Genomic DNA, 24,522 nt, shown 5'->3' on the forward strand with positions numbered 1-24,522 from the left:
CGCCACACCACTCACTCGGTGTCGAACGAAACCCGCGTTACGTCCTCGGAACCACAGGTCGAACAGCGCTGGTCGGGTGACTCGACCAGTCGGCTGCCGCAGCGGCGACACGTCCCCCGACTCGTGTCTCCGCTCTCCCCGCAGAGTGAACACGCCCGGTGGGTCCCTCTGAAGTGGGCTCCGCAGTCCGAGCAGCTGTAGATGCTCTGCATAGAGAAACCTACGTTCCCGTCGCTAAAGTGCGTTTTCCACCTTTCACACCGCTTCGGACGGGAGTTACAGTCGGCGTTGGTTCGAGTCACGAAGCCGTCGGGTTTTTTACACCGTCCGTCGAATCCGACCCCATGGCACGGGATACCGTCCGGCTCGACTGGGACGACGACGTGGCGACGCTGACGATCGACCGCCCCGACGCGCTCAACGCGTTAGACGTGACGACGCTCGAGGCGATGGACGAGGCGCTCACGGAAGCGGCGGACGGAGACGCGCGTGCGCTCGTGCTTACGGGTGCCGGCGACGACGCGTTCATCGCCGGTGCGGACATCGGCTACATGCAGGACCTCACCACCGAGGAGGCCCAGGAGTGGGGCGAACTCGGCCACTCGGTCGCGGACGCCCTCGAGTCGTTCCCGGCGCCGACGATCGCCGCCGTCAACGGCTACGCGTTCGGCGGCGGCTGTGAGATGGCGATCGCCTGCGACCTCCGGGTCGCGAGCGAGTCCGCGCTGATCGGCAACACCGAGATCGATCTCGGCATCATTCCGGGCTGGGGGGCGACCCAGCGGCTGCCTCGACTCGTCGGCGACGAGACGGCCAGACGGATGATCTTCCTCGGCGAACGCCTCGACGCGGCGAGCGCCGCCGAGGTCGGCCTGGTCGGCGAGGTCGTTCCGGACGACGACCTCGAGTCGGTCGTCACCGAACTCGCGAACCGCCTCGCGTCGAAGCCGACGTTCGCCCTCCGGGCGGCGAAGCAGTCGATAAACCAGTTCGGCGAGGGTTCCCGGACGAGCGGGCTCGACTACGAGAAGCGAACGTTCGCCAGTCTGTTCGGGTCACACGACCAGCGCGAGGGGATGTCGGCGTTCCTCGAGGATCGGGAACCGACGTTCGAGTAATCGCGCCTCCCGACTGCGGGCGATTCGGGTCGCCTCCGAACCCGGTGCGGGTTCGGCGATCAGGTGACGCTACAGTGGCGAACTACGGCGGATTCGATCTACTTTTTCCACCGCACGTATCGGCTGCAAGCATATGTCTGGGTGACTGTTACGGGTTCTTTCGTCGAATCGGACGAAGGAGGCTACCGATCCGGAGCCGGCAACATCGTTCACGCTCGCGGCCGGATCACCAGAACCCGAGAGGAGATCCAACCCATGACAGCAGACGACGCTCCCGATTCCGATCGAGAACAGGACCGAGAAGCGGACGTGACTGACGCCGACGCTCCGGACGCGGACCGCGGTGACGACCGGCGATCGCCTCGAGCCGACGGCTCGGGCGCGGACCCCGGATCGACGGGGACGAGCGACGACGGCGGCGAGGAGGTCGACGAGAACAGCAAACACCGACAGCTCGACGAGGTCCGCGAGAACCCCGAGGGCGAGCAGCTGACGACCGATCACGGCGTCAAGGTCAGCGACACCGACAACTCCCTGAAGGCGGGCGAGCGCGGGCCGACGATCATGGAGGACTTCCACTTCCGGGAGAAGATGACGCAGTTCGACCACGAGTCGATCCCGGAGCGCGTGGTCCACGCCCGCGGGACCGGCGCGCACGGCTACTTCCAGCCCTACGAGGATCCCGATCTCGGCGAGTACGACGACGTCTCGGAACTGACGAAGGCCTCGTTCCTGCAGGATCCGGACCGGAAGACGCCGGTGTTCACGCGCTTCTCGACGGTCGTCGGCTCCCGCGGCTCGGCCGACACCGTCCGAGACGTCCGCGGCTTCGCGACCAAGTTCTACACCGAGGAGGGCAACTGGGACCTCGTCGGGAACAACATCCCGATCTTCTTCATCCAGGACGCGATGGAGTTCCCCGACCTCGTGCACGCGATCAAGCCCGAACCCGACGACGGGATGCCCCAGGCGTCGGCGGCCCACGACACCTTCTGGGACTTCGCCTCGCTCAAGCCGGAGATCACGCACATGATCATGTGGGTGCTCTCGGGCCGCGCGCTGCCCCGGTACTACCGCACGATGGAGGGATTCGGCGTCCACACGTTCCGACTCGTCAACGACGATGGCGAGTCGGTCTTCGTCAAGTTCCACTGGAAGCCCAAACTCGGCACTCATCAGCTGGTCTGGGACGAGACGCAGAAGCTCGCGGGCAAAGCGACGGACTTCAACCGGAAGAGCCTCTACGACGCCATCGAGGACGGTCATTACCCCGAGTGGGAACTCGGCGTCCAGATCGTCGCGGAAGAGGAGGCCGATCGGTTCGACTTCGACCTGCTCGATCCGACCAAGATCATCCCCGAGGAGGAGGTCCCGGTTCGGCCCCTCGGGAAGATGGTGCTCAACGAGACGCCGGACAACTTCTTCGCGGAAGTCGAACAGGCGGCCTTCCATCCCGGCAACGTCGTCCCCGGGATCGACTTCTCGAACGATCCGCTCCTCCAGGGGCGGCTGTTCTCCTACCAGGACACCCAGCTCAACCGCTTCGGCAGCGCGAACTGGGACGAGATCCCGATCAACCGACCGATCGCCGAGCGCCACAACAACCAGCGCGCCGGCTTCATGCGCCGGGAGATCAACGACAGCACGGTCTCCTACTCCCCGAACTCGATCGGCGACGACTATCCGGAAGAGGCCCCCGAGGAGGAAGGCGGCTACGAGCACCACGCCGAGAAGGTCGACGGGAAGAAGATCCGCAACCGGAGCGAGAGCTTCGAGAACCACTACTCGCAGGCGCGGCTGTTCTGGAACAGCATGAGCGAACCCGAGAAGGAGAACATCATCGACGCCGCGCACTTCGAACTCGGCAAGGTCGACCGGGTGGAGATTCGCGAGCGAATGGTCTACGACCACTTCAACAACGTCGACCACGAGTTCGCAAAGCGAGTCGCCGAGGGGATCGGGATCGAACCGCCCGAAGAGCCCGGCGATCAGCTTCCCGACCACGACAGGGAGTCGTCCGCGCTGAGCATGGAGAACACCGTAAAGGACACGATCGAGACGCGAAAGATCGCCGTACTGCTCGACGACGGCTTCGAGGACGACCACGTCTCGAGGGTCGTCGAGGAACTCGAGAACCGCGACGCCCAGGTCACGGTGATCTCGAAGGTACTCGGCGAGAAGGAAGGCGAAGACGGCGACGCGGTGGAAGCAGACCAGCACCACGTCGCGAGCGGTTCGATCATGTACGACGCGGTCTTCGTTCCCGGCGGAAGTGACGGCGTCGACGCCCTCGAGGAGCAGGGTGACGCCAAGCACTTCGTCGCAGAGGCGTTCAAGCACAAGAAGCCGATCGCCGCGCTCGGCGAGGGGACCGAGTTGCTCGAGACCGTCGAACTCCCGGACGTCGACGTCGCCGACGACGGCGAGGGGCCGGTCTCGTCAGCCGGAGTCGTGACGTGTCGCGACGACGGCGAACTGGACGCGTTCCTCGAGACGTTCGTCGATGCGATCGCACAGCACCGCCACTGGGAACGGTCTCCGAAGGAAGTCCCCGCGTAACTCGAGACGGCTCCGCCGGTCGGCCTTTTCCGACGGTTACCGTTCGATCGATCACCGTCTGACTCCCGTCCGGAGCAGGCTTACCGCCACGAGACGACCGGTCAATCGGGATGAGTGTCAGCGTCGGGCGTCAGTCACGGGGATTGGATGGCGGGAAGCACTACCGGTAACGTAACTGGTCTATACAGATTTGTGGACTGTACTGGTGATGACGACAGTCGTCGATCTCGAGATTCCGGCCGATCGGCTCGGAGTTGCCCACGCGTTCGATCGTGTTTCGACGTTCGAGTTTCACATCGGCGGGATGGTCGGTGACTTTCCCCCGCTGGTCTGGGTATCTGGCCCGGACCAGCGATCCGTTCGGCGGGCACTCGAGGCGGATCCTACCGTGGAGATCATCGCCGATCTGACCGACGATCCCCGGAACGAACGCGACGGCGACGAACGGGTGCGTGATCGGTGGCTGTATCGTCTCGAGTTCGGAAGTCGGGTCAAACTGTTTCAGCAACTCGTCTCGGAGAACGAGGGAGCGATTCTGGAAGCGAGCGGGCAGAACGATCACTGGTCGGTACAGTTGCTCTTTCACGATCGCCGGGCCGTCTCCGAGTGTCACGCGATGTTCGACCAGTACGATTTTCGGGTGAACGTGGCACGGGTCACCGGCATGAGCGATCTCCCGAGTACGCGAACGCCGCTCACCGAGACCCAGTACGAGACGATCTGTAAGGCCCACGAACTGGGGTACTTCGACGTTCCGCGGAAGGTAACGTTGAAAGAACTCGCGGCCGAACTGGACATCTCTCATCAGGCGCTCTCCGAGCGTCTCCGTCGGAGTCACGCCGCGCTCGTTAGCGCCGAACTGTCGAACGACATCGCACCACCGAAGATCGATCCGTGAGCCGGTCTTCGGGACGCGGCGGATTCCGTTCACCTTCGTTCCAGATCACCTGGACGGATGACAACACCCGAATATGATCGGAAATTTAATTTCGAAATAATTTGATTCTGCATCGGGTAAGTGTGGGAATAGGATATTTTATCGCAACCTAGACTCATTTCGCACCAACAATTACCTTTAATAGTTGACAGAGTAACAGTGAGGTGTCGGCGTAATCGCCGACGGACAGCGGCCTTGCTACGCGGTCTAGGAAGTGCCGGTGGATGACTCGTGCTCAATCACCTTCGGCGGTCACTCGTGGCTGTGTGACCGCTCCGCTGTGAGGCTCGGGTCGTGCCTCGGCCCAGGCACGATCCCGTATCCGTTCCGAAGAACGAGAAACCGCTTTGTACCTCCCGTGCGGCCGGCCGTCCCTCCTCTCGAGTCCCGGATCGTCAATCCGCGTGTGGCACGCGCCTCGTCCCGTTCGTCTCTGTCTGACCCTGGAGAGCCGTGTGCGCGTGAAACACGACCGAGAAGTCCTGCGGACTGGGGATCGCACAGGCGAGCCAGCCGATCAGCGCTGCCGTAACGACCGGCGGCTGGCTGGTCCCGCTCCCGGTGGCGACGAACACGAACGCAGGGACGGCGAGGAACAGCGGTGCCAGGGCTGCGACGCGGAGGATCCAGGGTGGTTCAGCACCGGTCGGGTGTGGCTGGACGACCGCCCACGGGCAGCTCCGTAACAGCCCGAGGACGCCGCCCCGCCGATCCGGTGCGTACGAAATCGTGTAGTCGATGGCAGCGAGCCGAAGCACGAGAGCGTGTGACCACTCGTGAGCGATCAGTCCGAGCACGACGACCAGTGCGAGTGCGCCGCCAGTAATCAGCAGTTCCGTTCCAAGCATAGCAGGTGCAAGCCGTTTATATTCAGCGCCGGGCAGACCCCGTTCGAGTTTCCAGTTACCCCACGCATCTCTGTGGTAGAAGTAGTACGATATTACTGTCCGGCTTCACATATTGTGGTATTATACTAACAACGGAAACGGTTTGCACCCGATTACAGAGCCGCCGTGCGATCAGGTGTGCACTGACTTCAGTGGCTACTACAGGTAGCGACTGGCTGGCCAACGGTTAAGTCCGTGGGGAGGTATTACATGCCATGGCACTTCGTGACTCCCTCGAGTTCGGCCACGCGGACCGCAAGCAAATCTACGAGTACGTGGAGCGACACGGAGCGGTCGATCCCACGAAGGCACAGGACCGTCTCGGCATCGATCCCGGCGGCTTCCGCCACCACGTCGCGATCCTGAAGCGCGACGGTCGTCTCGAGGAGAAAGACGGCACCCTCAGAGTGACGATCGACGCCGGTGCCGAAGAGGAGTACCGGTCGGCGGAACTCGAGTTCCACATTCGACCGGCGAGACAGGAGGACCTCTCGGGCGTCATCGGCGCGATCCGACAGGTCGCCGAGGAACGGACGTACATCGAGGCCGAGAGCGTCGCCGACGAGATCGACCACGAGGAGGCACTGCTCCGCCACAACGAACTCGAGTCGCGGATGTTCTTCGTCGCGACCGTCAACAACGAGGTCGTCGGCTGGGTCCACCTCAACGCGCCGGAACTGGAGAAGCTTTCCCACACCGCCGAACTCACCGTCGGCGTCCTCGAGGGATATCGCGGGCACGGTATCGGTGCGCACCTCCTCTCGCGAGGCCTCGAGTGGGCGGCCTCGAACGGCTACGAGAAGGTCTACCAGAGCGTCCCCTCGACGAACGAGGACGCGATCGCCTTCCTCGAAGAACACGACTGGGAGACCGAGGCGGTCCGGGAGGACCACTACAAGCTAAACGGTCATTACGTCGACGAAGTGATGATGGCCGTCGAACTCTGACCGGTTCGACGGACGCCAAAAGTGGCAGACGGCCTGCGGGCCGATCAGGCCGGGCTCCCCTCGCTCTCTGCGATCTCGAACAGGTCGTCGTACCCCTCGTCGGTCGGGAGCTGGTTCTTGATGTCCTCGAGTGCGCCCTCGGTGACCGCCCCCTCGACCACGTCGAGGACGACCCGTGCGTGGAAGGCGGCGTCGGCGGCGTCGTCCTCGCCGATCTCTTCGCGCTCGGCGACGCGGTCGACGAACTCGTCGAACTCGAAGCGCTCGACGTCGTCGACGTCCTCGAGGAACCGAGCGAGCTCCCCGGGGAGTTGCGATCCCAGGTTCTCCGCCTGTCCCGGGTCGACGCGCTCGGAGAGCGTCGTCAGGGTCGCACGGGAGATGCTCAGTGCGGCCTCTCGGGAGTCGAGCTGCGCGCGGTGTTGCACCTCGCCGATGAAGTTATCATACTGCATACTCGGGTGTCGAGCAGCCGTTCTGATTAGCCTGCAGCCTTAAATTGAAAGGACAGACCCGTCGCCGAGAACTCGTTCGACTCCGATGCGTCCGGTCGCCGCCACTCCTGCGTGATGGTCGAACCGAAAGACAGTTTGAACGGACGATGCTACGGGAAGGCATGCTTTCGATCGCCCTTGCCGGAAAGCCCAACGCCGGCAAGTCTACGTTCTACACCGCGGCGACGATGGCCGAAGTGGACGTCGCCAACTATCCGTTCACCACTATCGACGCCAACCGGGGTGTGAGCTACGTCCGGACCGACTGCCCCTGTCTCGAGCGCGACGAACGGTGCAACGCCGACAACTGCGAGGGCGGCAAGCGCTACGTTCCGATCGAACTCCTTGACGTCGCCGGACTCGTTCCCGGCGCCCACGAGGGGAAGGGCCTCGGCAACCAGTTTCTCGACGAACTCACCAACGCCGACGTGATCGTCAACGTCATCGACGCCTCCGGCGGGACTAACGAGAAGGGCGAACCCGTCGACATCGGCGAGCACGATCCGCTCGAGGACATCGACTTCGTCGAGGAGGAGATGGACCTCTGGCTGGCGGGCATCGTCGACCGCAACTGGGAGTCGATCGAGCGCAAGTCCCGGTCGCCGGGGTTCGACATCGACGATGCGCTGGCGGACATGCTGACCGGCTTCGGCGCCTCGCCGACCGACGTCGCGCGGACCCTCAGGGAGATCGACTACCCCGAGGATCCCCGCGAGTGGACCGACGACCACCGCGAGGCGCTGGCCCGTGAGATCCGCCAGCGGACCAAACCGATCGTCGTCGCGGCGAACAAGATCGATATCGCCCCCGAAGAGAACGTCGAACGCCTGCTCGACCTCGACAAACCCGTGATCCCGACCACGGCGGAGGGCGAACTCGCCCTGCGCCGGGCCGCCGACAACGGTCTCGTCGACTACGACCCGGGCGACGAGACGCTCGAGATCGGCGAGGACGTGAACGACGCCCAGCGCGAGGCCCTCGAGGGACTCGCCGAAACGATGGCCGAGTACGACGGAACGGGCGTGCAGACGGCGCTCGACTACGCGGTCTACGACCTGCTCGAGCACCTCACCGCCTACCCCGTCGAGGACGCCTCGAAGTGGTCCGACGGCAGCGGCAACGTCCTGCCCGACGCCTTTCTGCTCCCCGACGGCTCGACGCCGGTCGACCTCGCCTACGCCGTCCACTCCGACATCGGCGACGGCTACCTCCACGCCGTCGACGCCAGATCCTCCCGCGAAATCGGCGAGACCTACGAACTCGAGGAGGGTGACGTGATCAAGATCGTGAGTACCAACTGATCACTGCACCGCTCAGATTCGATCCGGTCCTGTCACCTGCTCTCTAACCGGACGCGGCGGTAGTGCGGGCGTTCTCTCTATCAGTTCCGGAGGCACCTCCCGAAGCGACGCGGATGCGCTGCGGCGAGTCCGTTTTCGGTTCGCCGTTCCCGGACGAAGCGGTAACGGAATCCGTCCCGCTTCGGTCCGTATCTGCCGGATTAGCGGTAACATTGCTTATCTCGTTAGCTTGCGTACTCTCTCTAATGGTCAAACAAATCAGCTGTCGAGAAGCGGGGATGGACTGTGACTTCCTCATCCGAGACGAAAACGAAGACGAGCTCGTCGAACTCGTCCAACGACACGCCGAACGGACGCACGACGCCGAAATGTCGGATCCGGACGTGCGCGGGCTCATGAGCGAGGTCGAATCGTAGACCGCCGTTCGCGCTCCGACCGAGAACTCACCCGAGAACGCTACTTATCAGCAGTCGGAGTCCGAGTCCGACGAGGATCAGCCCGGAGAGCCACCGCACGCCCGCGGCGACTCTCGGACGCGCGACCAGGAGTTGTCGCACGCCGCTCGAGCCGACCGCGACCGTCGCGAGGTAGCCCGTCGTCAGGACCGCGTAGATTCCGCCGAGGACCGATAGCTGGACCGGAACGTGGCCGCTTCGGTCGACGAACTGCGGAAGGAACGCGAGGAAGAACAGCGCCACCTGGGGGTTCAGGACGTTAACCATCACGGCCTCTCGGAACGGGTTCGCGGCGGATTCGGTGCTCCCGTCGATCAACAGCCCGTCGTCTCGAGCCGTTCGAACGCCGAGGTAGACGAGGTAGGCCGCGCCGACGTACGAGACGGCGGCGAACGCGAGCTCGGAGGTCCGAAAGATCGCGGAGAGTCCGACGACCGCCGCGACGGTGTGGACGAGCACGCCGACGCTGATCCCGCCGGCGGAAGCGACGCCGGCGTTGCGACCGTCGCCGATGCTCCTCGTGAGCACGTAGAGCGTGTCCGGTCCCGGAGAGAGAATCATCGCCCCCGCTGCCAGGAGGTAGACCGCGAGCACCGCCGGCTCGATCAGCGCGGAGCGAGCGACCTCGAGCATCGGCGGACTACCCCTCCGTGGATCCCGCGTTCGGACCGGGTGGATTCGACGCGACGCCGAACGAGGGCCGGCTCTCGGTGTCGATACGACCGACGGTTCGCTGGGGTCTCACTACCGGCCACGTTCGCGTCCGTCGATAAAAACGCGGGGGGATCCGCTCGCTCCGGAGAGGCCGGTCGACTCGAGGCCCGGTGATCCTCAACCCAGTCGAGACAGCGGTTCGAACCAGACGGCCGCCACAAGGACGGCGAGGAAGACGTACGAGCCGCGGATGAGCAGCATCGTCGCCAGGTCGGGCGGCGCGCGGCGGGCGACGACGGCGACCGCGGCGAAGGCGAGCGCCGCGAGGACCGCGGTGGGCGGAAAGATCCGCGCGACCGCGAAGGCGACGACGACGAGCAGCGCCGTGACCATGAGTCCGTAGGCGACGGTGTAGGCGCGATCCGGGCCCAGGGCGACGGCGACGGTCTGCTTTCGGATCGACCGGTCGTAGTCGTAGTCCGTGGCGTCGTCGATCACCTTGATCCCCGACAGCAGGACGAGGAAGACGACGGCGAAGCCGAGCGGAACGGCCGCGACCGTCTCGGCCTGCGCGTAGAATCCGCCGAACAGCGAGAGCGCGATTCCCAGCGGGTAGCCGGTCGTCGCCGTCACGGGGTTCATATCCAGTTGCGGCGCGTGGTAGTAGGCGATCAGCCACGTCGGCAGGGTCAGCGCGACGGCGACCCAGTCGACCAGCGCGAAGAGGACGAGACAGCAGAGCGCGAACGTCGCGGTCGAGAACGCGAGTCCGACGCGACAACCTCGCTCGGTCAGCGGGTGATCGTCGTCCTCGCCGCGGACGTAGAAATCGACGTAGCCGTCCTTGAGGTGGGCCGTGTACACCGCTGCGAACATCGCGACGACGTGGACCGCCGCGAGTACCGGAACGGCCTCTCGAGCGAGGACCGCCCCGAACAGGGAGGCGGCGAGCGGCGGCAGCATGAATACGGGGTGGACCTGCGACCAGAACGCCCGGAGCGTCGCCCCGATGCCGCCTCCGTGTCTCGCGAGGGACATAGCTCGTGTGACCACGAACCGACGTAAAATACCGTGGGTAACCGGGCGAATCGTCCGGCACCCGCCACCCGCCTCGCGACCGCGGCTACTGCGGCAGGTACGCGATGCCGACCGGATGGCGTTCGGTCTCCTGGCGCTCGGTTTCGGTCTGCGTCTTCTGCCCCGGATCGCCCTAACTCCCCGAAAACCGGTGAGCGAATCGGCCTCGTTCCCGCCGGGACACACAGATTCATGTGGAAGTACGACTCATGGTGGCCTATGTCAGGCAGCTACACCGGCGCCGATCTCTTTACCGACGCCCTCGAGTCCTACGGCGTCGACTACGTCTTCGGCAACCCGGGAACGACGGAACTGCCGGTCGTCGACGCGATCAGCCACAGCGACCTCGAGTACGTCCTCGGCCTCCACGAGGACGTCGCGGTCGGAATGGCCTCCGGCTACGCCCAGACGCGGCGGTATCACGCCCACCACGACGAGTCGATCACTCCGGTCGGCGTCGCGAACCTCCACATCGCACCCGGGCTGGCACACGGCCTCGGCAACCTCTACGCGGCGAAGATCGCCGGCGCGCCGGTCGTCGTCACCGCCGGTAACCACAGCACCGACTTCCGCCACGAGGAGCCGATCCTGTCGGGCGAACTCGTCGAGATGGCCGACCAGTTCTGCAAGTGGTCCGACGAGGTGCTCGACGTCGAGGCGCTGCCGGCGATGCTCCGACGCGCGTTCCGGGTCGCGCTGACGCCGCCGACAGGGCCGGTCTTCCTCGGCCTTCCGCTCGACGTGATGCTCACGGAGACCGACGCCGAACCCGAGCGACTCGGCGGGATTCCAAACGGCGGGAGCGGCGATCCGACCCAGCTCGAGCGCGCAGCAGAACTGCTGGCCGAGGCCGAGAACCCGGCGATGGTGGTCGGCGATCAGATTGCGCGCTCGGGGGCGGACGCCGTCGCCGCAGCAGTCGAACTCGCGGAGGCGTCCGGCGCCCGCGTCCACGGCGAGATCCTCGCCTGCGAGGTCGATTACCCGACCGACCACGCCCAGTGGGTCTCCTACATCCCGCCGGACGAGAACCTCGCGTCGATGCTGATGGATACCGACACGCTGCTGTTCGTCGGCTGTTCGACGAACACGACGCTGACCCGCCACGAGGAGGCGCTGGTCGATTCGGAGACGACCTGCATCCACGTCGGCGACGACGCCTGGCAACTCGGCAAGAACCAGCCGGCGGACGCCGCGGTCGTCGGCGACCCGGGACTCGCCCTGCAGGGACTTACCGAACGGGTTCAGGAGCGACTCTCCGAGGACGTCGTCGCGGAGCGCCTCGAGCACGTCGGCGCGGTCAGGGAGATGGTTGAAGCGAAGATCGCGGCGATGGGCGAGGACGAGGCGACCGACGACCCGCGGGCCTCGAAGGCCCAGCTCGTCGACGCGATGGAACGGGTCGCCGGCGACGCTTACATCGTCGACGAAGGGGTGACCTCGAAGTACGCCATGCTCACGCGCTGGGATCTCGCCCCCGAGCAGTACATCTCGAACAAGGGCGGCGGACTCGGCTACGGCCTGCCGGCGTCGGTCGGCGCGGCCGTCGCCGAGAGCCAGCGAGACGAGTCGCGGGACGTGATCGGCTTTATCGGCGACGGCTCCTACCTCTACTACCCGAACGCGATCTACAGCGCGGCCCGGTACGACCTCGACCTCACCGTCGTCGTCCCCGACAACCGCAACTACCGGATCCTGAAGGACAACACGCTCAAAATCATGGGCGGCGAGGAGGACGACTACGAGTTCGTCGGAATGGACTTCGAGCCGCCGGTCGACATTCCGAAGAACGCCGAGAGCCATGGCGCCCGCGGCGAACTCGTCGAGACGCCCGACGAGATCGAGGGAGCGCTCGAGGACGCGCTCGCCCGCGGCGGGACCGGCGTGCTCGACGTGCTGGTTCACGACTGACTCGAGTCCACTGAGAACGTTCGGCGGTTGCCGTCTACGGGGCGCTCCGTCGCTATAGGAGACGCACACAGAGCCTTCGAATCATCCCGTTCACGGTTGTATTGGTTTCGTTCTATGAATAGTCTAATTCAGTTAACCCGGGATTGTTATCGATAGAACAATTCGTGAGTGTTCGGTAGCGCTCGATTATTAATAAACGAGGATGAGACTCAAGGTGTTTTAAAATAACATTTATAACCAAACAAATCAAAAGTACGTTGTGAGTGAACCAAAGTATGTGGGAGAAATTCTTTTAATCGAAGATAATCCCGGGGATGTTCGTCTCACAAAGGAGATATTCAAGGAAGCGAGATTGTACGGTACTTACTACGTTGCTGACGACGGCGTCGAGGCGTTAGACTTCCTCTATCAGCGTGGCGACTACGTTGACGCACCTCGCCCGAATATCGTCTTTCTCGACTGGCATTTCCCCAAGAAGAGCGGGAAAGAGGTGCTGACGGAGCTAAAGAATGACGAACGCCTGAAACAGATTCCAGTAGTCGTTCTGACGGGGATACAACCGGAGTTGACCGATCTGAAATCGGAAACTCCTCGAGCCGATGCGTACATCCTGAAACCGCTCGATCTCGACGACCTCCTCAAGATCGTTGAAGAGTTCTCTCTCGATCAGCCTCTCGAGTGATTCTAACGAATATCGATATGTACCTCACCGGCACGTAACAGCCGTTTTGCGGCCAAACCGGAAACCCACGGTACACATACGACAGTCGTCACTCGTTCACTCGTCGAGTTCGGTGCGCTCACGAACCAGCTCTCCCGCCGCAGTCTCCGGGAATATCTTCCCCGGATTCAGCGTCCCCGTCGGATCGAGCGCGCGCTTGATCCGTCGCATGGTCTCGACCGCACCGGAGCCGTGTTCGGCCTCGAGGTACTCGCGTTTCCCCTGGCCGATTCCGTGTTCGCCGGTCGCCGTCCCGCCCAGTTCGAGCGCTCGCTCGACGATGGTCGCGTAGACTTCCTCGCCCCGCGCGACCTGATCCGGGTCGTTTCGATCGACGAGGACCGTGTAGTGGAGGTTGCCGTCGCCCGCGTGGCCGAAGCAGGGGGCCAGCAGGTCCCGTTCGTCCGCGAGGCGCCTGGTCTCGCGGACGATCTCCGGATACGAACTGATCGGGACCGTCACGTCGCCGGGGTGGAGCGGCTCGAGGTCGGTCTCGTACGACGCCACGGCGTACGCCAGTTCCCGGCGGGCCCGCCAGAGATCGTCCATCTCGCCGTCGTCCGCGCTCATCTCGAAGGTGGCGATGTCGTGCTCCTCGAAAATCGTTCGGCAGAGATCGATCTCCTCCTCGACGCCGTGGTTGGCGTGGAACTCGAGGAAGACCATCGGCGCGTCGGGGAGGTCGGTCCCCAGGTAGGCGTTGGCCATCCGCGCGCTCAGCCCGTCGACGAGTTCGATCCGCGCCACGTCGACGTCCGTCCGCACGGCGTCGGAGACCGCCGCGGTCGCGTCGTCCAGCGTCTCGAAGATCGCCCGCCCGCCGCGGATCTGCTGAGGGCGACCCGCGAGTTCCAGGGTCGCCTCGGTGACGACGGCGAGGGTGCCCTCGCTGCCGACGATCAGCTCGGTGAGGTTGTAGCCGCTCGAGGTCTTGATCGCTCGCGAACCCGTCTGCACGACGGTGCCGTCGGCGAGGACGGCCTCGAGGCCGAGCACCCAGTCGGCGATCTCGCCGTACCTGACCGTCTTCATCCCGCTGGCGTCCGTCGCGATCATTCCCCCGATCGTCGAGATGTCGCCCGAGGAGGGAAGCGGCGGGAAGAAGAGGCCGTCCGCGGCGACGTGCTCCTCGACGGCCGAGCCGACGATTCCCGGTCCGACGTCGATCTGGAAGTCGTCGGGTCGGTACTCCCGGATGTCGTCCATGCGCGTGAGATCGAGGCTGATCCCGCCGTAGGCCGGGACCGCGCTACCCTCGAGTCCCGTCCCCGCCGCGTAGGGCGTCACCGGCACCCCGCGTTCGGTCGCCGCCGCGAGGACCGCCGAGACGTCGTCGGTGCTCTCGGGCCAGACCACCGCGTCGGGACGAACCTCGCCGCCCCGTTGCTCCGCCCCGTAGTCGGCGGCGTGGCTGTCGCGCTGCCCCTCGGCGAACGAGCGCTGGTCGTCCGCGAGGGGGAGTCCCCCGAGAAACGAGCAGTCGTGTGTCATACGTGCACATCATTCACCGGTGGCATCAACGTTGTCCTCGCTCTCGGTCGCCGCAGGGCCCGCGATTCTCGGGGGCCCACGATCCGGGACAACGGTGACGGTACTCGAGCCCGTTCGATCGACCGTGACCGATCCGCCGGAGGACCTCCCCGACGATTCGCTCGAGGTGCAACTCGAGGCGCTTCGCGACCACCTCGAGGCGACCGCCGAGCTTCCGATCGATCCCAAGACGAACCGCTGGCTCGGGGAGGCCGAAGCCGTCGCTCGAGACGCCGCACGGAACGACATCGATCCGGAAACGGCTCGAGAGCGCGTGGATCAGGTCCGACGACTGCTCTCTGAGGCCGACGAGCCGGATCACGAGGAGGCGGCCGCGCACCTCGGGGCGGCTCGCGACCTGTGTCGTGACGTTCTATCGACGTGAGATGGGGAGAACGGCGTGCTGAATACAGAGGGTGTCTCTCTCACGGTACCTTCGGTATTTCTGCCCGCCACGTTTGAGTCAACTGGTGGGCAGAGATGCGAACTGAACGGCGGAAATTCGTTCGGATTCGGACGGTGTGCATTGAGCCGTTCCGAAAACTCCTGCGTGAGTCCGGGGCGCAGTTCAGTCTGAAACAGTTTCGCAGATAGAAACATGATACTATTGACCAGATAGTATTATAACTGGTTTTCCTGCTCGCTCGTATGGCTATGTGGGACCGACGATCCGTACTGGCAACCTGTGCAGCGCTTTCGACAACCGGCGCGCTCGCGTCGATCGGCTCGACGGCCGCGGAATCGACGGGGTCGGGAGAGACGACCTCGAGTTCGGGCTGGCTCGACGGCTCGGAGGGATGGTCCTCGGCTCGCGGCAACGCCGCGAACTCTCGCTATCTACCGCTTGAGGGCGAGTTCCCGAAACCGGATACCGAGGCCTGGCGGTACGAACTGCCGGATGCGGAGGACGTTGAGACCGCCGTCACGACCGACCGAGTGGCCGTCGTCGACGGTACGGTCTACGTCCGGACGGACGGCGAGATCCACGCGCTCGATGCCGCCCACGGCGACCTCGAGTGGGCGACGGACGCCGACGCGACCGGCGCTCCGGCGGTGTTCGATGGCGCGGTCTACGTCACGGGCGACCGTCACCTCGCGGCGCTCGACACCGCGGACGGGACGGTCGAGTGGGAGCGGGAGTTCGAGACCGACGAGTCGCTCGCGGACCCGACGATCGCGTTCGAGACGATCTACCTCGTCGTCGACGGCGCGCTCCACGCGCTCGAGCCCGCGGACGGTTCGACTCAATGGACGGTGGAGACGGTCGACGTGCGGGCCAACTCTCCGGACTCCGAATCCGACGAGCGGGTGCCGACGCCGTTCCGCCCGGAGACGGTCGCCGTCGCGAACGGGACCGTCTACGCCGCCCTCGAGGGCGCGCCGTGGGTCGACGAGAGCGCCTGGGAGGATGAAACGTTCGAGTTCTCCTGCGCGTTCGGCGCGGTCGACGCGGCGACCGGCGACAGGGAGTGGGGAGTCGCGCTCGTCGACCCGTACGCGGGCGGTGACACCGCCGCTCCGATCACCGCGAGCGAACGGGTCGTAAACGCGAACCTGACCAGTGGAACAGGCAGTTACAGACTCAGTACCGAAGACGGGAGCGGCTACTTTCTCGAGTGGTCCGTGAAAGCCGGTACGGAAACGAGATTCGTCCACACCTACGGGGATATGAACGGCCTCCTCTCTGTTCGCGATCACGAAGACGAGAACCACTGGATGGTCGAGAGCGACGTTACCGCGTGGCAGTCGCCGATCGTCGTGGGCGACACGTTGATCGCCGATCACTACTCGACGTACACCTCCGACTATCCAAAGAAGTCGCTCGTCGCGTTCGACATCGCTGACGGCAGCGACCGCTGGGTCCTCGACTTCGACGAACAGCTCTCCGACTCCAGCGGCGAACCCGCCGCCGCCGCCGAGAACACGCTCTACCTCGAGACCGGCGAGGCACTCGTCGCGCTGCGTTCGTCCGACGCCGAACCAGACGACGGAGACGACTCGGACGACGGAGACGGCGACGATGACTCCGATTGCGACTGCGAAGACGGAAACGGTGGCGGAGACGGAAACGGGAACAACGACGGCGACGGCGGAAACGGTGACAGCGATGATAGCGACGCTGACGGCGGGAACGGCGGCAGCGACGGAGACGACGAAAACGGCGACATCGGTGACGGCGACGGTTCGAACGGCGGGGACGACGATACCGGATCGGATGGTGATGCGACCGAACCGGACGAGGACGACAGTGTGCCCGGCTTCACGACCGGTGCCGGTCTTCTCGGCGGCGCGGCCACCCTCGAGTGGCTGCGCCGGAAGGCCGGCGCCGACGAATCGACCGCCGTCGACGAATCAGCCAAGTAACGAACACCACTGATTGCGACGATCTTCTGTTCGGCACGGCTTCCTCCTTCTCTCGATATTTGATAGAAACCGCGGCGTTACATTCGAATATTTATATAAAGATGACAATTCAAATCCGTCCGCAATTCTGAAGAGTCCGACGGATCCACGGGGTCCAACCGCACTACGACGTTCCCGGTAGACCCGTGAAGATGGGACGCGCCTCCTACGCGGCGCCGTCTCCACTCGAGTATCGCGGCTCTCGATCCGTTAAGTCAATCAGTGACGCGGTCGATGGTGCCACGTATGATTCGACGGCCTTTGCGGAGGGGAGACGCGTGAACGCGGAACTGGACCTGCTGGTGCGACTCGGCGACTACGAGCGACCGCAGGAGGTCGCCGACCGCGCCGTCCGCGCGGAGGAACTGGGCTTCGACCGCATCTCGATGGGCGAGACGACGGGCTGGAACATCGTCCCGGTGCTGACGCTCGTCGCCGACCGGACGGACGAGCTCGGCGTCTCGAACGACGTCATCTCGCCGTTCGGCCGGTCGCCAGCAATGCTCGCCCAGACGGCGCTGACGCTGCACGACGCTTCGGATGGCCGGTTCCGGCTCGGACTCGGCCCGAGTTCGCCCGCGATCACCGAACGCTGGCACGGCCAGTCGTTCGACCGCCCGCTGCGGCGTACGCGCGAGGCAATCGAGATCGTCCGGGCCGTCTACGAGGAGGGCAACCCCGCTTACGAAGGCGAAATCTTCGATGTCGCCGGGCTCAATTACGAGCGGGAACTCCCCGAAAATCCGCCGCCGATCGACCTCGGAACGCTCGGACCGAAAGCGACGGAGATGGCGGGTCGGTTCGGCGACGGCTGGGCGCCCCAACTGTTCACGAAAGATGGCCTCGAGGAGCGACTCGAGGACCTCGAGCGCGGCGCCGAACTCGCGGGTAAAGACCTCTCTGACCTGCGCGTGAGCCCGATCGTTCGCGGGGTCGCCTCCGAGGACCGCGATCGGGCACGCGACCTCGCTCGCGGAACCGTCGTGTTCATGCTCGGCGCCTACGGTCCCTACTACGGCGATTCCGTGGCCGACCAGGGTTACCCCGACGTCGTTTCGGACATCCGGGACGCCTGGGAGGACAGGGACACCGACGCGATGGCCGCGCGGCTCCCCGACGAGGTGTTAGACGAACTGGCTCCCGCGGGCACTCCCGAGGAGGTCCGCGAGTGGGTCGCGGAGTACGCCGCGATCGACGGCGTCGACGCCGTCCGCGTCGGCTTCGTCGACGGGATGACCGACGAGGACAAGGAGGCGACGATGGCGGCCGTTGCGGACGTGAAATAACAAAGACGGAGCGGCTCGAGCCGTCTCACCGATTGCGAGCGCGTAGGGAGACGCTCTTCACGCCGTAGCTCTGGCAGGCACCCTGTGCCTGCTCCGTGAGGAACTCGTACCCCGAGTTCTCCCTGAGGTCGACGACCGCAAAGCCGGGGGTCTCGATCACGTCGGTGTAGTCGTCGATCTGCATGGCGCCGCCGATACACGCCGCCCAGAGGTCCGCATCCTGCTTGATCCGGTCCGGCAGCCGGCGCTCGCTGATGATGTCGGAGATCGCCAGCCGTCCGTCGGGGGCGAGAACCCGGCTCACCTCCTCGAAGACGCGATCCTTCCTCGCGGAGAGGTTGATCACGCCGTTCGACAGTACGACGTCGAACGTCCCATCTTCGAACGGCAGCTCCTCGATGTACCCTTTCTCGAAGGAGACGTTCGATACTCCTGCATCGTCGCGGAGCCGTCGCGACTTCGCGAGCTGTTCGTCGGTCATGTCGAGACCGGTCACGTGGCCGCCGTCGCCGACCCGAAGCGCCGCGACGAAGACGTCCATTCCGGAGCCGCTGCCGAGATCGAGGACGCGATCGCCCTCGGTGAGGTCGGCGAGATCCACGTGATAGCCGACGCCGGCGAAGGAATCGACGGCGTCCTGCGGGATCTGGTCGAGTTCTCCCGGCGAGTAGCCGAGTCGCTCCGCCAGTCCGCGCCCCATCTCGAAGTGGAACTCCTCGTCCGGCGCGTCGGCGACGTCTCGATAGATTTCTTTCACCCTGTTCTCCAGTTCCTGTTCGTTGACTGTAGTGCTCATTTGCGTGTCCTCGTCAGGTGACGATCACGTCGGTCTCGAGCGGCGCCTCGTTCGTGATCATGTCCACCAGCGGCGACGTCTTCTCGACCCGTTCCTTGAGTTCGATGACCTGGTCGTCCGAGGCGTCGGTCGTGACGTACGTCGTGCAGGTCATCGTGCTGTACCCCGGGCGGACCTCCTCGGAGATTCCGAGGAATCCTCGAAGGTCGATGTCGCCGTCCAGTTCGAACCGAAGCTCCTCGAGATCGATGTCCATGGCCGCGGCGTTCGCGGCGTAGCCGACGCTCAGACACGACCCGAGCGCGGCGAGCAGCAGTTCGGCCGCGTTCGGTCCGGTCCGCTCGCCGAGGATTTCCTCCGGCTCGTCGCCCTCGATTCGGAACGTCTCGGTTCGGATTCGGTCGCCCGCTTGATCGAACTCGTCGATCGTCGTCGCGCACTTCAGGGCGTCGGTCCACTCGGTTTTCGCGTGGAATCTGAATCGCCCGGCGTCCGGTTCCCGTGAGATCGTTTCGACCGCCTGACCGAGCTGTTCGACGTCGACGCCGTTTTTGACTGTCATGGTAGTGTTCACCCAGCTGGTTCCGTCGTCGGGAAAGGCGGTCCGCGCCGGCTCCGGATCGCCGGCCGTCGGCCGCGGTTCGGTTCGCCCTTCCGTCAGAAGTGATACGGCTGTTCGGACGATGTACGTACCTCGTGATATTCGGGCGATCGGTGAGTCCGTTGCAGCCGGTGACTCGCGGTCACCGGCTGCAAGGCGCCGCTCGTTCGTCGGACGATAGCCGTCTGCGGCTTCCTTTCTCCCCGAGCCAGCAGCTACCGATCCTCGCGAGCACCCCGGAACTGCTCCGTCAGTTCGTCACCACTTCGATCGCGAGCGGCCGGGCCTCTCGCCGGTAGGATTCGTAAACCGACTCCGCCCACTCGCGCACCGCCGGGACGTCGGTGTCGATCAGGACCCGTACCGTTCCGCTGTCGGGATTGTAGCCACAGACGCCGACGCGGTCGTCGAAGAGACAGATCCCGTAGGTCGGCAGGTCGTCGTGGAGCAGGACCGCGAGATTCCCGCTCTCCAGGGTTTCCGCCGACTGCTCCGGATACGTCGACCGGATGTGGCTGGCAACGTTCGGCGGGTCGATGATCTCGGTTCGCATCCCGTCGACGATCCGCTGGCAGAGTTCGACCTGACAGGGCTCGAACAGGGCCAGGTCGAAGCCGACGAACCGAAACCGATCGGTCTCCCGCAGCAGCGACACGAATCGGTTCACCGGGCGGTACGGGTCGTCGACCGCGGCGACCGTCACGACCGCGTCGCTCATCGTCTCGAGTCCCAGTTCGCGCACCTCGAGGGGTAGCCACTGCCAGACGTCGCGGAACTGCCGTTCGGTTTCGAGTCGCCCGAGCAGTTCCTCCATCACGGACGCGACGAACGCGCCCGGCTGCGTCGCCTCGTACCGATGGCCGTCCCTGCGGACCCAGTGTCGGGCTTCGAACTCGCGAAGCGTTCGGCTAATCGTCGACGGTGAGACGCCGGTCAACTCACGAAGGTCCGTGCGACTCCGGGGGCGTCCGGCCAGCGCGGCGAGTGTGGTAACGCGGTGCGGTGCCCGCGTGAGATACGCGACGTCGTCGACCGCGCTCGATCGTTCCGTCGCTCGGGTGTCGGTTCCGCCAGGGTCGTCACTCTCGTCGAGGTACGTCACCATGCCACTCCTACGCACGCAGGGATAATAGCGTTAGACGGAACCAGTCACAAATCGAACCAAACCGGGTCAAACTGGGTTCACGGCCGCCCGACTCGTCGTTTCGACCGGTCAGGGCTCGATGACGACTTTCCCGAGGAAGCTCTCGCCCATAACGTCGCGCTGGGCCCGAGCGGCCTCCTCGAGGTCGTAGGTCCGCTCGACGTCGACCGAGAGTCGCCCGGTATCCATGAGGTGTGCGACCCCGCGCAGCGGCACGCGGAGATCCGGCGTGTTGAACATGCTCATGAACTGGTAGCTGACGTCCTTCGAGCGGGCCGCGCCGTCGTTCGTGAACGCCGGATCGGGGCTGTTCTCGCCGATGCCGACGACTCGGGCACCCTGGGCCGCGACGTCGGCGTCGAACTGGAGGTAGTCGTCGAGCCGATGGTCGAGGATCGCGTCCGCGCCGCCGTCGCTCGCCTCGAGCACGGCGTCCGCGAGGTCGTCGCGGCCGTAGTCGAGGACGGTCCCGGCGCCGAGTTCCGAGAGCCGCTCGTGGTACTCTTCGGCCGCGGTCGTCACGACGCGGGCGCTCACCGCGTCGCCGATCTGGACGGCGACGTGACCGACGCCGCCGGAACCGCCGTGGACGAGGCAGTACTCGGCGGGGTCGAGGTCGGCGTGGTCGATCAGCGCGCGCCAGGCGGTGACGCCGACGACGCCCGCGGCGCCCGCCTCGGTCGCGTCGACGCCGTCGGGGAGGTGGACGACGCGATCGGTCGGGACGGTCGCGTACTCGGCGTACGCCCCCTGGAACGAGCCGTTCCCGATTCCGGTGCCGTAGACGCGGTCGCCCTCGGCAAAGTCCTCGACGTCCGATCCCGTCTCCGCGACGGTACCCGCGAAGTCGACGCCCGGCGTGAACGGGACGTCGACCGGCGAGTACGAGCCGTCCCGGAAGTAGGTGTCGACGGGGTTGATACCGGCGGCGGCGACCTCGAGCAACAGTTCGTCGGCCGCGGGTTCGGGTCGGTCGATCTCTTCGACCTGCAGTACGTCGGGTCCACCGTGTTCTGAAAGTCGTACGGCGCGCATGACGGTCGACACCACGTCTCGAGGTGTAAAAAGGTACGCCATCCCGCGTCGGTCGCCCTTGCGGTGGCGGGTAGTCCCTCGAATCGACAGATTAAGAGTCCTCACCGGCGAAGCCGTCGTCGATGTTAGACACGCTACTGCACACCGGTTCCGAACACCCCGACCTCCTGTGGATCGTCCTACCGAGTCTCCTCTCGTTCGTCGCTGGAGTGAGCGCCGGCACGTTCTCCGATCGAGTTCGGAGCTGGCTCCGACCGCAGCACGAAACGTCGAACGACTGAGCCTGCGTTCCGCTCGGGATCGATTCGCCCGTCGCCGGCCTCCCGGTTTCGCACCGGGACACCTGTGCGACGGGCGAGGGAATTACCGGACCGCGGCCGTCGCATCGTCGATGATCTCGAGCGCCTCTTTCAGTTCCTCCATCCCCGTCGCGTAGGAGAGGCGGGCGTAGCCCTCACCGTTCGCGCCGAAGGCGTCGCCGGGGACGACGATCACGTCTCGGTCGAGGACCGCATCGCACCAGCCGTCGGGCACCTTCGGCATGACGTAGAACGCCCCGGAGGGCGTGGGAACCTCGAGGCCGGCGTCCTCGAGGCCGTCGACCACGACGTCGCGCCGCTCCTCGAAGGCGTCGACCATCTCCCGGACCGGTTCCTGCGGGCCGGTTATCGCGGCTTCGGCGGCGTACTGTGCTGGGGCGGAGGCGCAGGCCTGGGCGTACTGGTGAACCCGGAGCATCCGTTCGATTCGACGGTTCGAGGCGACGATCCAGCCGAGGCGCCAGCCCGTCATCGAGTAGGTCTTCGAGCAGGCGCTGACGACGACGACGTTGTCCGTTTCGGCGAACTGCATCGGCGAGTAGTGCTCGCCCTCGAAGACGATGTGCTCGTACACCTCGTCGGTGAGACAGAGCACGTCGTGTTCGTCCGCGATGCGGGCGAACTCGCGCATATCGGCCTCGCTCTGGACGGCACCCGTCGGATTCGCCGGGCTGTTGACGACGAATACTGCCGTCTCGTCGGTGACGGTCTCCTCGACCGCCGCCGGATCGAGCGTGAGGTCCTCGCGCAGTCCGACCGGCTTCGGCGTTCCGCCGGCGATCCGGGTCAGCGCGTCGTAGGAAACGAAGCCGGGATCGGGGAAGATGACCTCCTGGCCGGGATCGACGTGGGCCTCGAGTACCAGGTGGAGCGCCTCGCTACCGCCGGACGTGGCGATGATATCCGCGGGATCGACGTCGATCTCGTAGTCGCGGTCGTACTTGTCCGCGATCGCCTCGCGGAGCGATCGGGTTCCCTTGTTCGACGTGTACGCGTCGGTTAGCTCGGCCTCGATGGCTTCGATCGCGCCGCGGCGGGCGTGTTCGGGCGTCGGAAAGTCCGGCTGCCCGATTCCGAGATTGATCGCGTCCTCGCTCGCGGCCTCGAACACCTCTCGAATACCGCTGATCGACACCTGCTCGACCCGGGCTGCAAACTCCGTCATGGCTAAACGGCTGTGGGCGATCCCGATAACTCTTGATGTGTGCTCGCTTCGCACGATTACGGACCCGCCGCCGCAAACGAACCGTGTGGGAGGTTCTCTACCCGGCCGAACGAGTCACAACAAATATACGCCCGCTACGGCACAACTGTGGTGATGACGACCTCTCGACGATCGCTTCTCGCTGCGGGGGCGACCGGTACGCTCGCGGTCACGTCCGGCTGTCTGGACGTCGTGTTCGGCGGTGAACCGCTCGAGTTCGACGCCGGCCGCGTCGCCCCGACGGATGCGGCACTCGCGGACACCGGCTACGAAGTAGACGAGACCGACCAACGATCGGTCGAGCAAACGATCAGCGTCGGCGTCGACCGCCAGGTACGCGGCTCGTTCTGGAGTTCGACCTACACGAAACGGCGCGAACACGAGGGGGAACTGCGCGACGCGAGCCTGTTCGCCGCGATTTCGTTACCGGGGATGAAGGCCGTCGGCCACTCCGTCAACCCGCTCGACGGGATGTCGAGCGAGGAACTCCTCGAAGAGATTCTCGAGCGAGTCGACGGGACGTACGGCTCGATAAAGGACGTCACTCACGAGGAGTCGTTCTCGCTCGAGATCCTCGAGGCGGGCCGGGAGGTGGACGTCTTCGTCGGCGAGACGGAGTTCGAGGGCGAGCGCGTCGAGGTCGACGTCACGATCACGTCGTTCGATCACGAAGACGACCTCCTCGTCCTGGTCGGGAGTCATCCCGACCTGCTCGCCGAGGAGTCGGCGAACCTCGAACTGTTGATGGAATCTGTCGAGCATCCGGTCGACGACGAATAGGGAACTACGGCGGCGTCGAACCGCTCTTCTGCGGACGTGTTTTGGCGCGAGCGTTACCAGTAGATAGTAGCACGATTTCTTTATTCAGAAACACTCGTGAAACGTCTGGTACGTACGGGCGATACAGGTACCGCGCGGTCAGCATCTGCTCGCTTTGCGAGCAGTCCACCGCCGAAGCGGACGAAGTCCGCGCAGGCGGCCTTTTTCATCGAAGTTTTTGCGCCGAGGGTGAGCGAGCACAGCGAGCGAACCCGAGGCGGAAAAAGTTCGTTGTGCATCTCTACGTAGCGAATCGACCAGTTCAGATTCAGAACCAACACTGAATAAAGAAACTGTCTTACCAATTACTGTTACCGACGTGC

The 24,522-nt window shown here is 65.0% G+C and carries 23 protein-coding genes; 13 read left to right on the forward strand and 10 right to left on the reverse strand.

The window, feature by feature from the left end; genetic code table 11:
- Positions 1 to 344 precede the first annotated feature (344 nt).
- The 3 genes from NED97_RS08510 to NED97_RS08520 all read left to right on the forward strand — a co-directional run bounded on the left by NED97_RS08510 (position 345) and on the right by NED97_RS08520 (position 4,575).
- A complete protein-coding gene (locus NED97_RS08510) occupies positions 345 to 1,118 on the forward strand; it encodes an enoyl-CoA hydratase/isomerase family protein (RefSeq protein WP_252490271.1) in 774 nt (257 codons plus the stop codon).
- 255 nt (positions 1,119 to 1,373) lie between these two features.
- Positions 1,374 to 3,677 (forward strand): catalase, encoded by a 2,304-nt coding sequence (locus NED97_RS08515; RefSeq protein ID WP_252490272.1) that lies wholly within the window; start codon positions 1,374 to 1,376, stop codon positions 3,675 to 3,677.
- A gap of 208 nt (positions 3,678 to 3,885) precedes the next feature.
- The gene (locus tag NED97_RS08520) at positions 3,886 to 4,575 is read left to right on the forward strand and encodes a helix-turn-helix domain-containing protein (RefSeq protein ID WP_252490273.1); all 690 of its coding nucleotides are present in this window, start codon (positions 3,886 to 3,888) and stop codon (positions 4,573 to 4,575) included.
- A 434-nt stretch (positions 4,576 to 5,009) separates the two neighbouring features.
- Here the strand turns inward: NED97_RS08520 and NED97_RS08525 are convergent, their stop codons facing one another.
- Positions 5,010 to 5,462 (reverse strand): hypothetical protein, encoded by a 453-nt coding sequence (locus tag NED97_RS08525; RefSeq protein ID WP_252490274.1) that lies wholly within the window; start codon positions 5,460 to 5,462, stop codon positions 5,010 to 5,012.
- Positions 5,463 to 5,716: 254 nt separating this feature from the next.
- Here NED97_RS08525 and NED97_RS08530 point away from each other — a divergent pair, with 254 nt between their 5' ends.
- The gene (locus tag NED97_RS08530) at positions 5,717 to 6,448 is read left to right on the forward strand and encodes a GNAT family N-acetyltransferase (RefSeq protein WP_252490275.1); all 732 of its coding nucleotides are present in this window, start codon (positions 5,717 to 5,719) and stop codon (positions 6,446 to 6,448) included.
- A 44-nt stretch (positions 6,449 to 6,492) separates the two neighbouring features.
- On the opposite strand, the gene NED97_RS08535 is transcribed toward NED97_RS08530, so the two are convergent.
- Positions 6,493 to 6,903 carry a DUF2267 domain-containing protein gene (locus NED97_RS08535; RefSeq protein ID WP_252490276.1) on the reverse strand — a complete coding sequence of 137 codons (411 nt, stop codon included), beginning with the start codon at positions 6,901 to 6,903 and terminating at the stop codon, positions 6,493 to 6,495.
- 161 nt (positions 6,904 to 7,064) lie between these two features.
- Between NED97_RS08535 and NED97_RS08540 the strand changes: the two genes are divergently transcribed.
- Together NED97_RS08540 and NED97_RS08545 are read left to right on the forward strand one after the other, a co-directional pair.
- On the forward strand, positions 7,065 to 8,243 hold the full coding sequence (locus NED97_RS08540; protein WP_252490277.1) for a redox-regulated ATPase YchF: 1,179 nt from the start codon (positions 7,065 to 7,067) through the stop codon (positions 8,241 to 8,243).
- A 245-nt stretch (positions 8,244 to 8,488) separates the two neighbouring features.
- Entirely contained in the window at positions 8,489 to 8,659 is a 171-nt protein-coding gene (locus tag NED97_RS08545) for a DUF1059 domain-containing protein (protein ID WP_252490278.1), read from the forward strand.
- Between the two features lie 27 nt (positions 8,660 to 8,686).
- On the opposite strand, the gene NED97_RS08550 is transcribed toward NED97_RS08545, so the two are convergent.
- Positions 8,687 to 9,331: a LysE family translocator gene (locus NED97_RS08550; protein WP_252490279.1), complete on the reverse strand. Its 645-nt coding sequence runs from the start codon at positions 9,329 to 9,331 to the stop codon at positions 8,687 to 8,689.
- A gap of 198 nt (positions 9,332 to 9,529) precedes the next feature.
- A complete protein-coding gene (locus tag NED97_RS08555; RefSeq protein ID WP_252490280.1) occupies positions 9,530 to 10,390 on the reverse strand; it encodes a UbiA family prenyltransferase in 861 nt (286 codons plus the stop codon).
- Positions 10,391 to 10,648: 258 nt separating this feature from the next.
- Between NED97_RS08555 and NED97_RS08560 the strand changes: the two genes are divergently transcribed.
- A complete protein-coding gene (locus tag NED97_RS08560; RefSeq protein WP_252490281.1) occupies positions 10,649 to 12,340 on the forward strand; it encodes a thiamine pyrophosphate-binding protein in 1,692 nt (563 codons plus the stop codon).
- 259 nt (positions 12,341 to 12,599) lie between these two features.
- Positions 12,600 to 13,022 (forward strand): response regulator, encoded by a 423-nt coding sequence (locus NED97_RS08565; RefSeq protein ID WP_252490282.1) that lies wholly within the window; start codon positions 12,600 to 12,602, stop codon positions 13,020 to 13,022.
- Positions 13,023 to 13,118: 96 nt separating this feature from the next.
- On the opposite strand, the gene NED97_RS08570 is transcribed toward NED97_RS08565, so the two are convergent.
- A complete protein-coding gene (locus NED97_RS08570) occupies positions 13,119 to 14,552 on the reverse strand; it encodes an FAD-binding oxidoreductase (RefSeq protein ID WP_252490283.1) in 1,434 nt (477 codons plus the stop codon).
- 124 nt (positions 14,553 to 14,676) lie between these two features.
- Here NED97_RS08570 and NED97_RS08575 point away from each other — a divergent pair, with 124 nt between their 5' ends.
- The 3 genes from NED97_RS08575 (at position 14,677) to NED97_RS08585 (ending at position 18,280) form a co-directional block, all read left to right on the forward strand.
- Positions 14,677 to 14,976 (forward strand): hypothetical protein, encoded by a 300-nt coding sequence (locus NED97_RS08575; RefSeq protein ID WP_252490284.1) that lies wholly within the window; start codon positions 14,677 to 14,679, stop codon positions 14,974 to 14,976.
- A 263-nt stretch (positions 14,977 to 15,239) separates the two neighbouring features.
- Complete coding sequence (locus tag NED97_RS08580) at positions 15,240 to 16,955, forward strand: PQQ-binding-like beta-propeller repeat protein (RefSeq protein WP_252490285.1); 1,716 nt, start codon at positions 15,240 to 15,242, stop codon at positions 16,953 to 16,955.
- A 317-nt stretch (positions 16,956 to 17,272) separates the two neighbouring features.
- Positions 17,273 to 18,280: a TIGR04024 family LLM class F420-dependent oxidoreductase gene (locus NED97_RS08585; RefSeq protein WP_252490286.1), complete on the forward strand. Its 1,008-nt coding sequence runs from the start codon at positions 17,273 to 17,275 to the stop codon at positions 18,278 to 18,280.
- A 25-nt stretch (positions 18,281 to 18,305) separates the two neighbouring features.
- On the opposite strand, the gene NED97_RS08590 is transcribed toward NED97_RS08585, so the two are convergent.
- From NED97_RS08590 to NED97_RS08605, 4 genes are all read right to left on the reverse strand, one after another.
- Positions 18,306 to 19,076, reverse strand: a complete 771-nt coding sequence (locus NED97_RS08590; protein WP_252490287.1) for a methyltransferase domain-containing protein — start codon at positions 19,074 to 19,076, stop codon at positions 18,306 to 18,308.
- Between the two features lie 13 nt (positions 19,077 to 19,089).
- Positions 19,090 to 19,638: an OsmC family protein gene (locus NED97_RS08595; protein WP_252490288.1), complete on the reverse strand. Its 549-nt coding sequence runs from the start codon at positions 19,636 to 19,638 to the stop codon at positions 19,090 to 19,092.
- Positions 19,639 to 19,927: 289 nt separating this feature from the next.
- Entirely contained in the window at positions 19,928 to 20,779 is an 852-nt protein-coding gene (locus NED97_RS08600) for a helix-turn-helix transcriptional regulator (protein WP_252490289.1), read from the reverse strand.
- Positions 20,780 to 20,890: 111 nt separating this feature from the next.
- Positions 20,891 to 21,856 (reverse strand): NADPH:quinone reductase, encoded by a 966-nt coding sequence (locus tag NED97_RS08605; RefSeq protein ID WP_252490290.1) that lies wholly within the window; start codon positions 21,854 to 21,856, stop codon positions 20,891 to 20,893.
- Positions 21,857 to 21,978: 122 nt separating this feature from the next.
- Here NED97_RS08605 and NED97_RS08610 point away from each other — a divergent pair, with 122 nt between their 5' ends.
- Positions 21,979 to 22,137 (forward strand): hypothetical protein, encoded by a 159-nt coding sequence (locus NED97_RS08610; RefSeq protein WP_252490291.1) that lies wholly within the window; start codon positions 21,979 to 21,981, stop codon positions 22,135 to 22,137.
- Between the two features lie 82 nt (positions 22,138 to 22,219).
- Here NED97_RS08610 and NED97_RS08615 read toward each other — a convergent pair whose 3' ends face one another.
- Positions 22,220 to 23,341: a pyridoxal phosphate-dependent aminotransferase gene (locus tag NED97_RS08615; RefSeq protein WP_252490292.1), complete on the reverse strand. Its 1,122-nt coding sequence runs from the start codon at positions 23,339 to 23,341 to the stop codon at positions 22,220 to 22,222.
- 153 nt (positions 23,342 to 23,494) lie between these two features.
- Here NED97_RS08615 and NED97_RS08620 point away from each other — a divergent pair, with 153 nt between their 5' ends.
- The gene (locus tag NED97_RS08620) at positions 23,495 to 24,160 is read left to right on the forward strand and encodes a DUF6517 family protein (RefSeq protein ID WP_252490293.1); all 666 of its coding nucleotides are present in this window, start codon (positions 23,495 to 23,497) and stop codon (positions 24,158 to 24,160) included.
- The last annotated feature ends 362 nt before the right edge of the window (positions 24,161 to 24,522 follow it).

The organism is Natronococcus sp. CG52 (assembly GCF_023913515.1).
Classification (GTDB): Archaea; Halobacteriota; Halobacteria; order Halobacteriales; family Natrialbaceae; genus Natronococcus; species Natronococcus zhouii.

Excerpts from the sequence above, each read along its gene's own strand:
- NED97_RS08515 (WP_252490272.1), top strand. The coding sequence starts at position 1,374 with ATGACAGCAGACGACGCTCCCGATTCCGATCGAGAACAGGACCGAGAA.
- NED97_RS08530 (WP_252490275.1), top strand. The coding sequence starts at position 5,717 with ATGGCACTTCGTGACTCCCTCGAGTTCGGCCACGCGGACCGCAAGCAA.
- NED97_RS08520 (WP_252490273.1), top strand. The coding sequence starts at position 3,886 with ATGACGACAGTCGTCGATCTCGAGATTCCGGCCGATCGGCTCGGAGTT.
- NED97_RS08560 (WP_252490281.1), top strand. The coding sequence starts at position 10,649 with ATGTCAGGCAGCTACACCGGCGCCGATCTCTTTACCGACGCCCTCGAG.
- NED97_RS08510 (WP_252490271.1), top strand. The coding sequence starts at position 345 with ATGGCACGGGATACCGTCCGGCTCGACTGGGACGACGACGTGGCGACG.
- NED97_RS08535 (WP_252490276.1), bottom strand. The coding sequence starts at position 6,903 with ATGCAGTATGATAACTTCATCGGCGAGGTGCAACACCGCGCGCAGCTC.
- NED97_RS08555 (WP_252490280.1), bottom strand. The coding sequence starts at position 10,390 with ATGTCCCTCGCGAGACACGGAGGCGGCATCGGGGCGACGCTCCGGGCG.
- NED97_RS08570 (WP_252490283.1), bottom strand. The coding sequence starts at position 14,552 with ATGACACACGACTGCTCGTTTCTCGGGGGACTCCCCCTCGCGGACGAC.
- NED97_RS08580 (WP_252490285.1), top strand. The coding sequence starts at position 15,240 with ATGGCTATGTGGGACCGACGATCCGTACTGGCAACCTGTGCAGCGCTT.
- NED97_RS08595 (WP_252490288.1), bottom strand. The coding sequence starts at position 19,638 with ATGACAGTCAAAAACGGCGTCGACGTCGAACAGCTCGGTCAGGCGGTC.
- NED97_RS08590 (WP_252490287.1), bottom strand. The coding sequence starts at position 19,076 with ATGAGCACTACAGTCAACGAACAGGAACTGGAGAACAGGGTGAAAGAA.
- NED97_RS08615 (WP_252490292.1), bottom strand. The coding sequence starts at position 23,341 with ATGACGGAGTTTGCAGCCCGGGTCGAGCAGGTGTCGATCAGCGGTATT.
- NED97_RS08525 (WP_252490274.1), bottom strand. The coding sequence starts at position 5,462 with ATGCTTGGAACGGAACTGCTGATTACTGGCGGCGCACTCGCACTGGTC.
- NED97_RS08540 (WP_252490277.1), top strand. The coding sequence starts at position 7,065 with ATGCTTTCGATCGCCCTTGCCGGAAAGCCCAACGCCGGCAAGTCTACG.
- NED97_RS08545 (WP_252490278.1), top strand. The coding sequence starts at position 8,489 with ATGGTCAAACAAATCAGCTGTCGAGAAGCGGGGATGGACTGTGACTTC.
- NED97_RS08605 (WP_252490290.1), bottom strand. The coding sequence starts at position 21,856 with ATGCGCGCCGTACGACTTTCAGAACACGGTGGACCCGACGTACTGCAG.
- NED97_RS08610 (WP_252490291.1), top strand. The coding sequence starts at position 21,979 with ATGTTAGACACGCTACTGCACACCGGTTCCGAACACCCCGACCTCCTG.
- NED97_RS08550 (WP_252490279.1), bottom strand. The coding sequence starts at position 9,331 with ATGCTCGAGGTCGCTCGCTCCGCGCTGATCGAGCCGGCGGTGCTCGCG.
- NED97_RS08620 (WP_252490293.1), top strand. The coding sequence starts at position 23,495 with ATGACGACCTCTCGACGATCGCTTCTCGCTGCGGGGGCGACCGGTACG.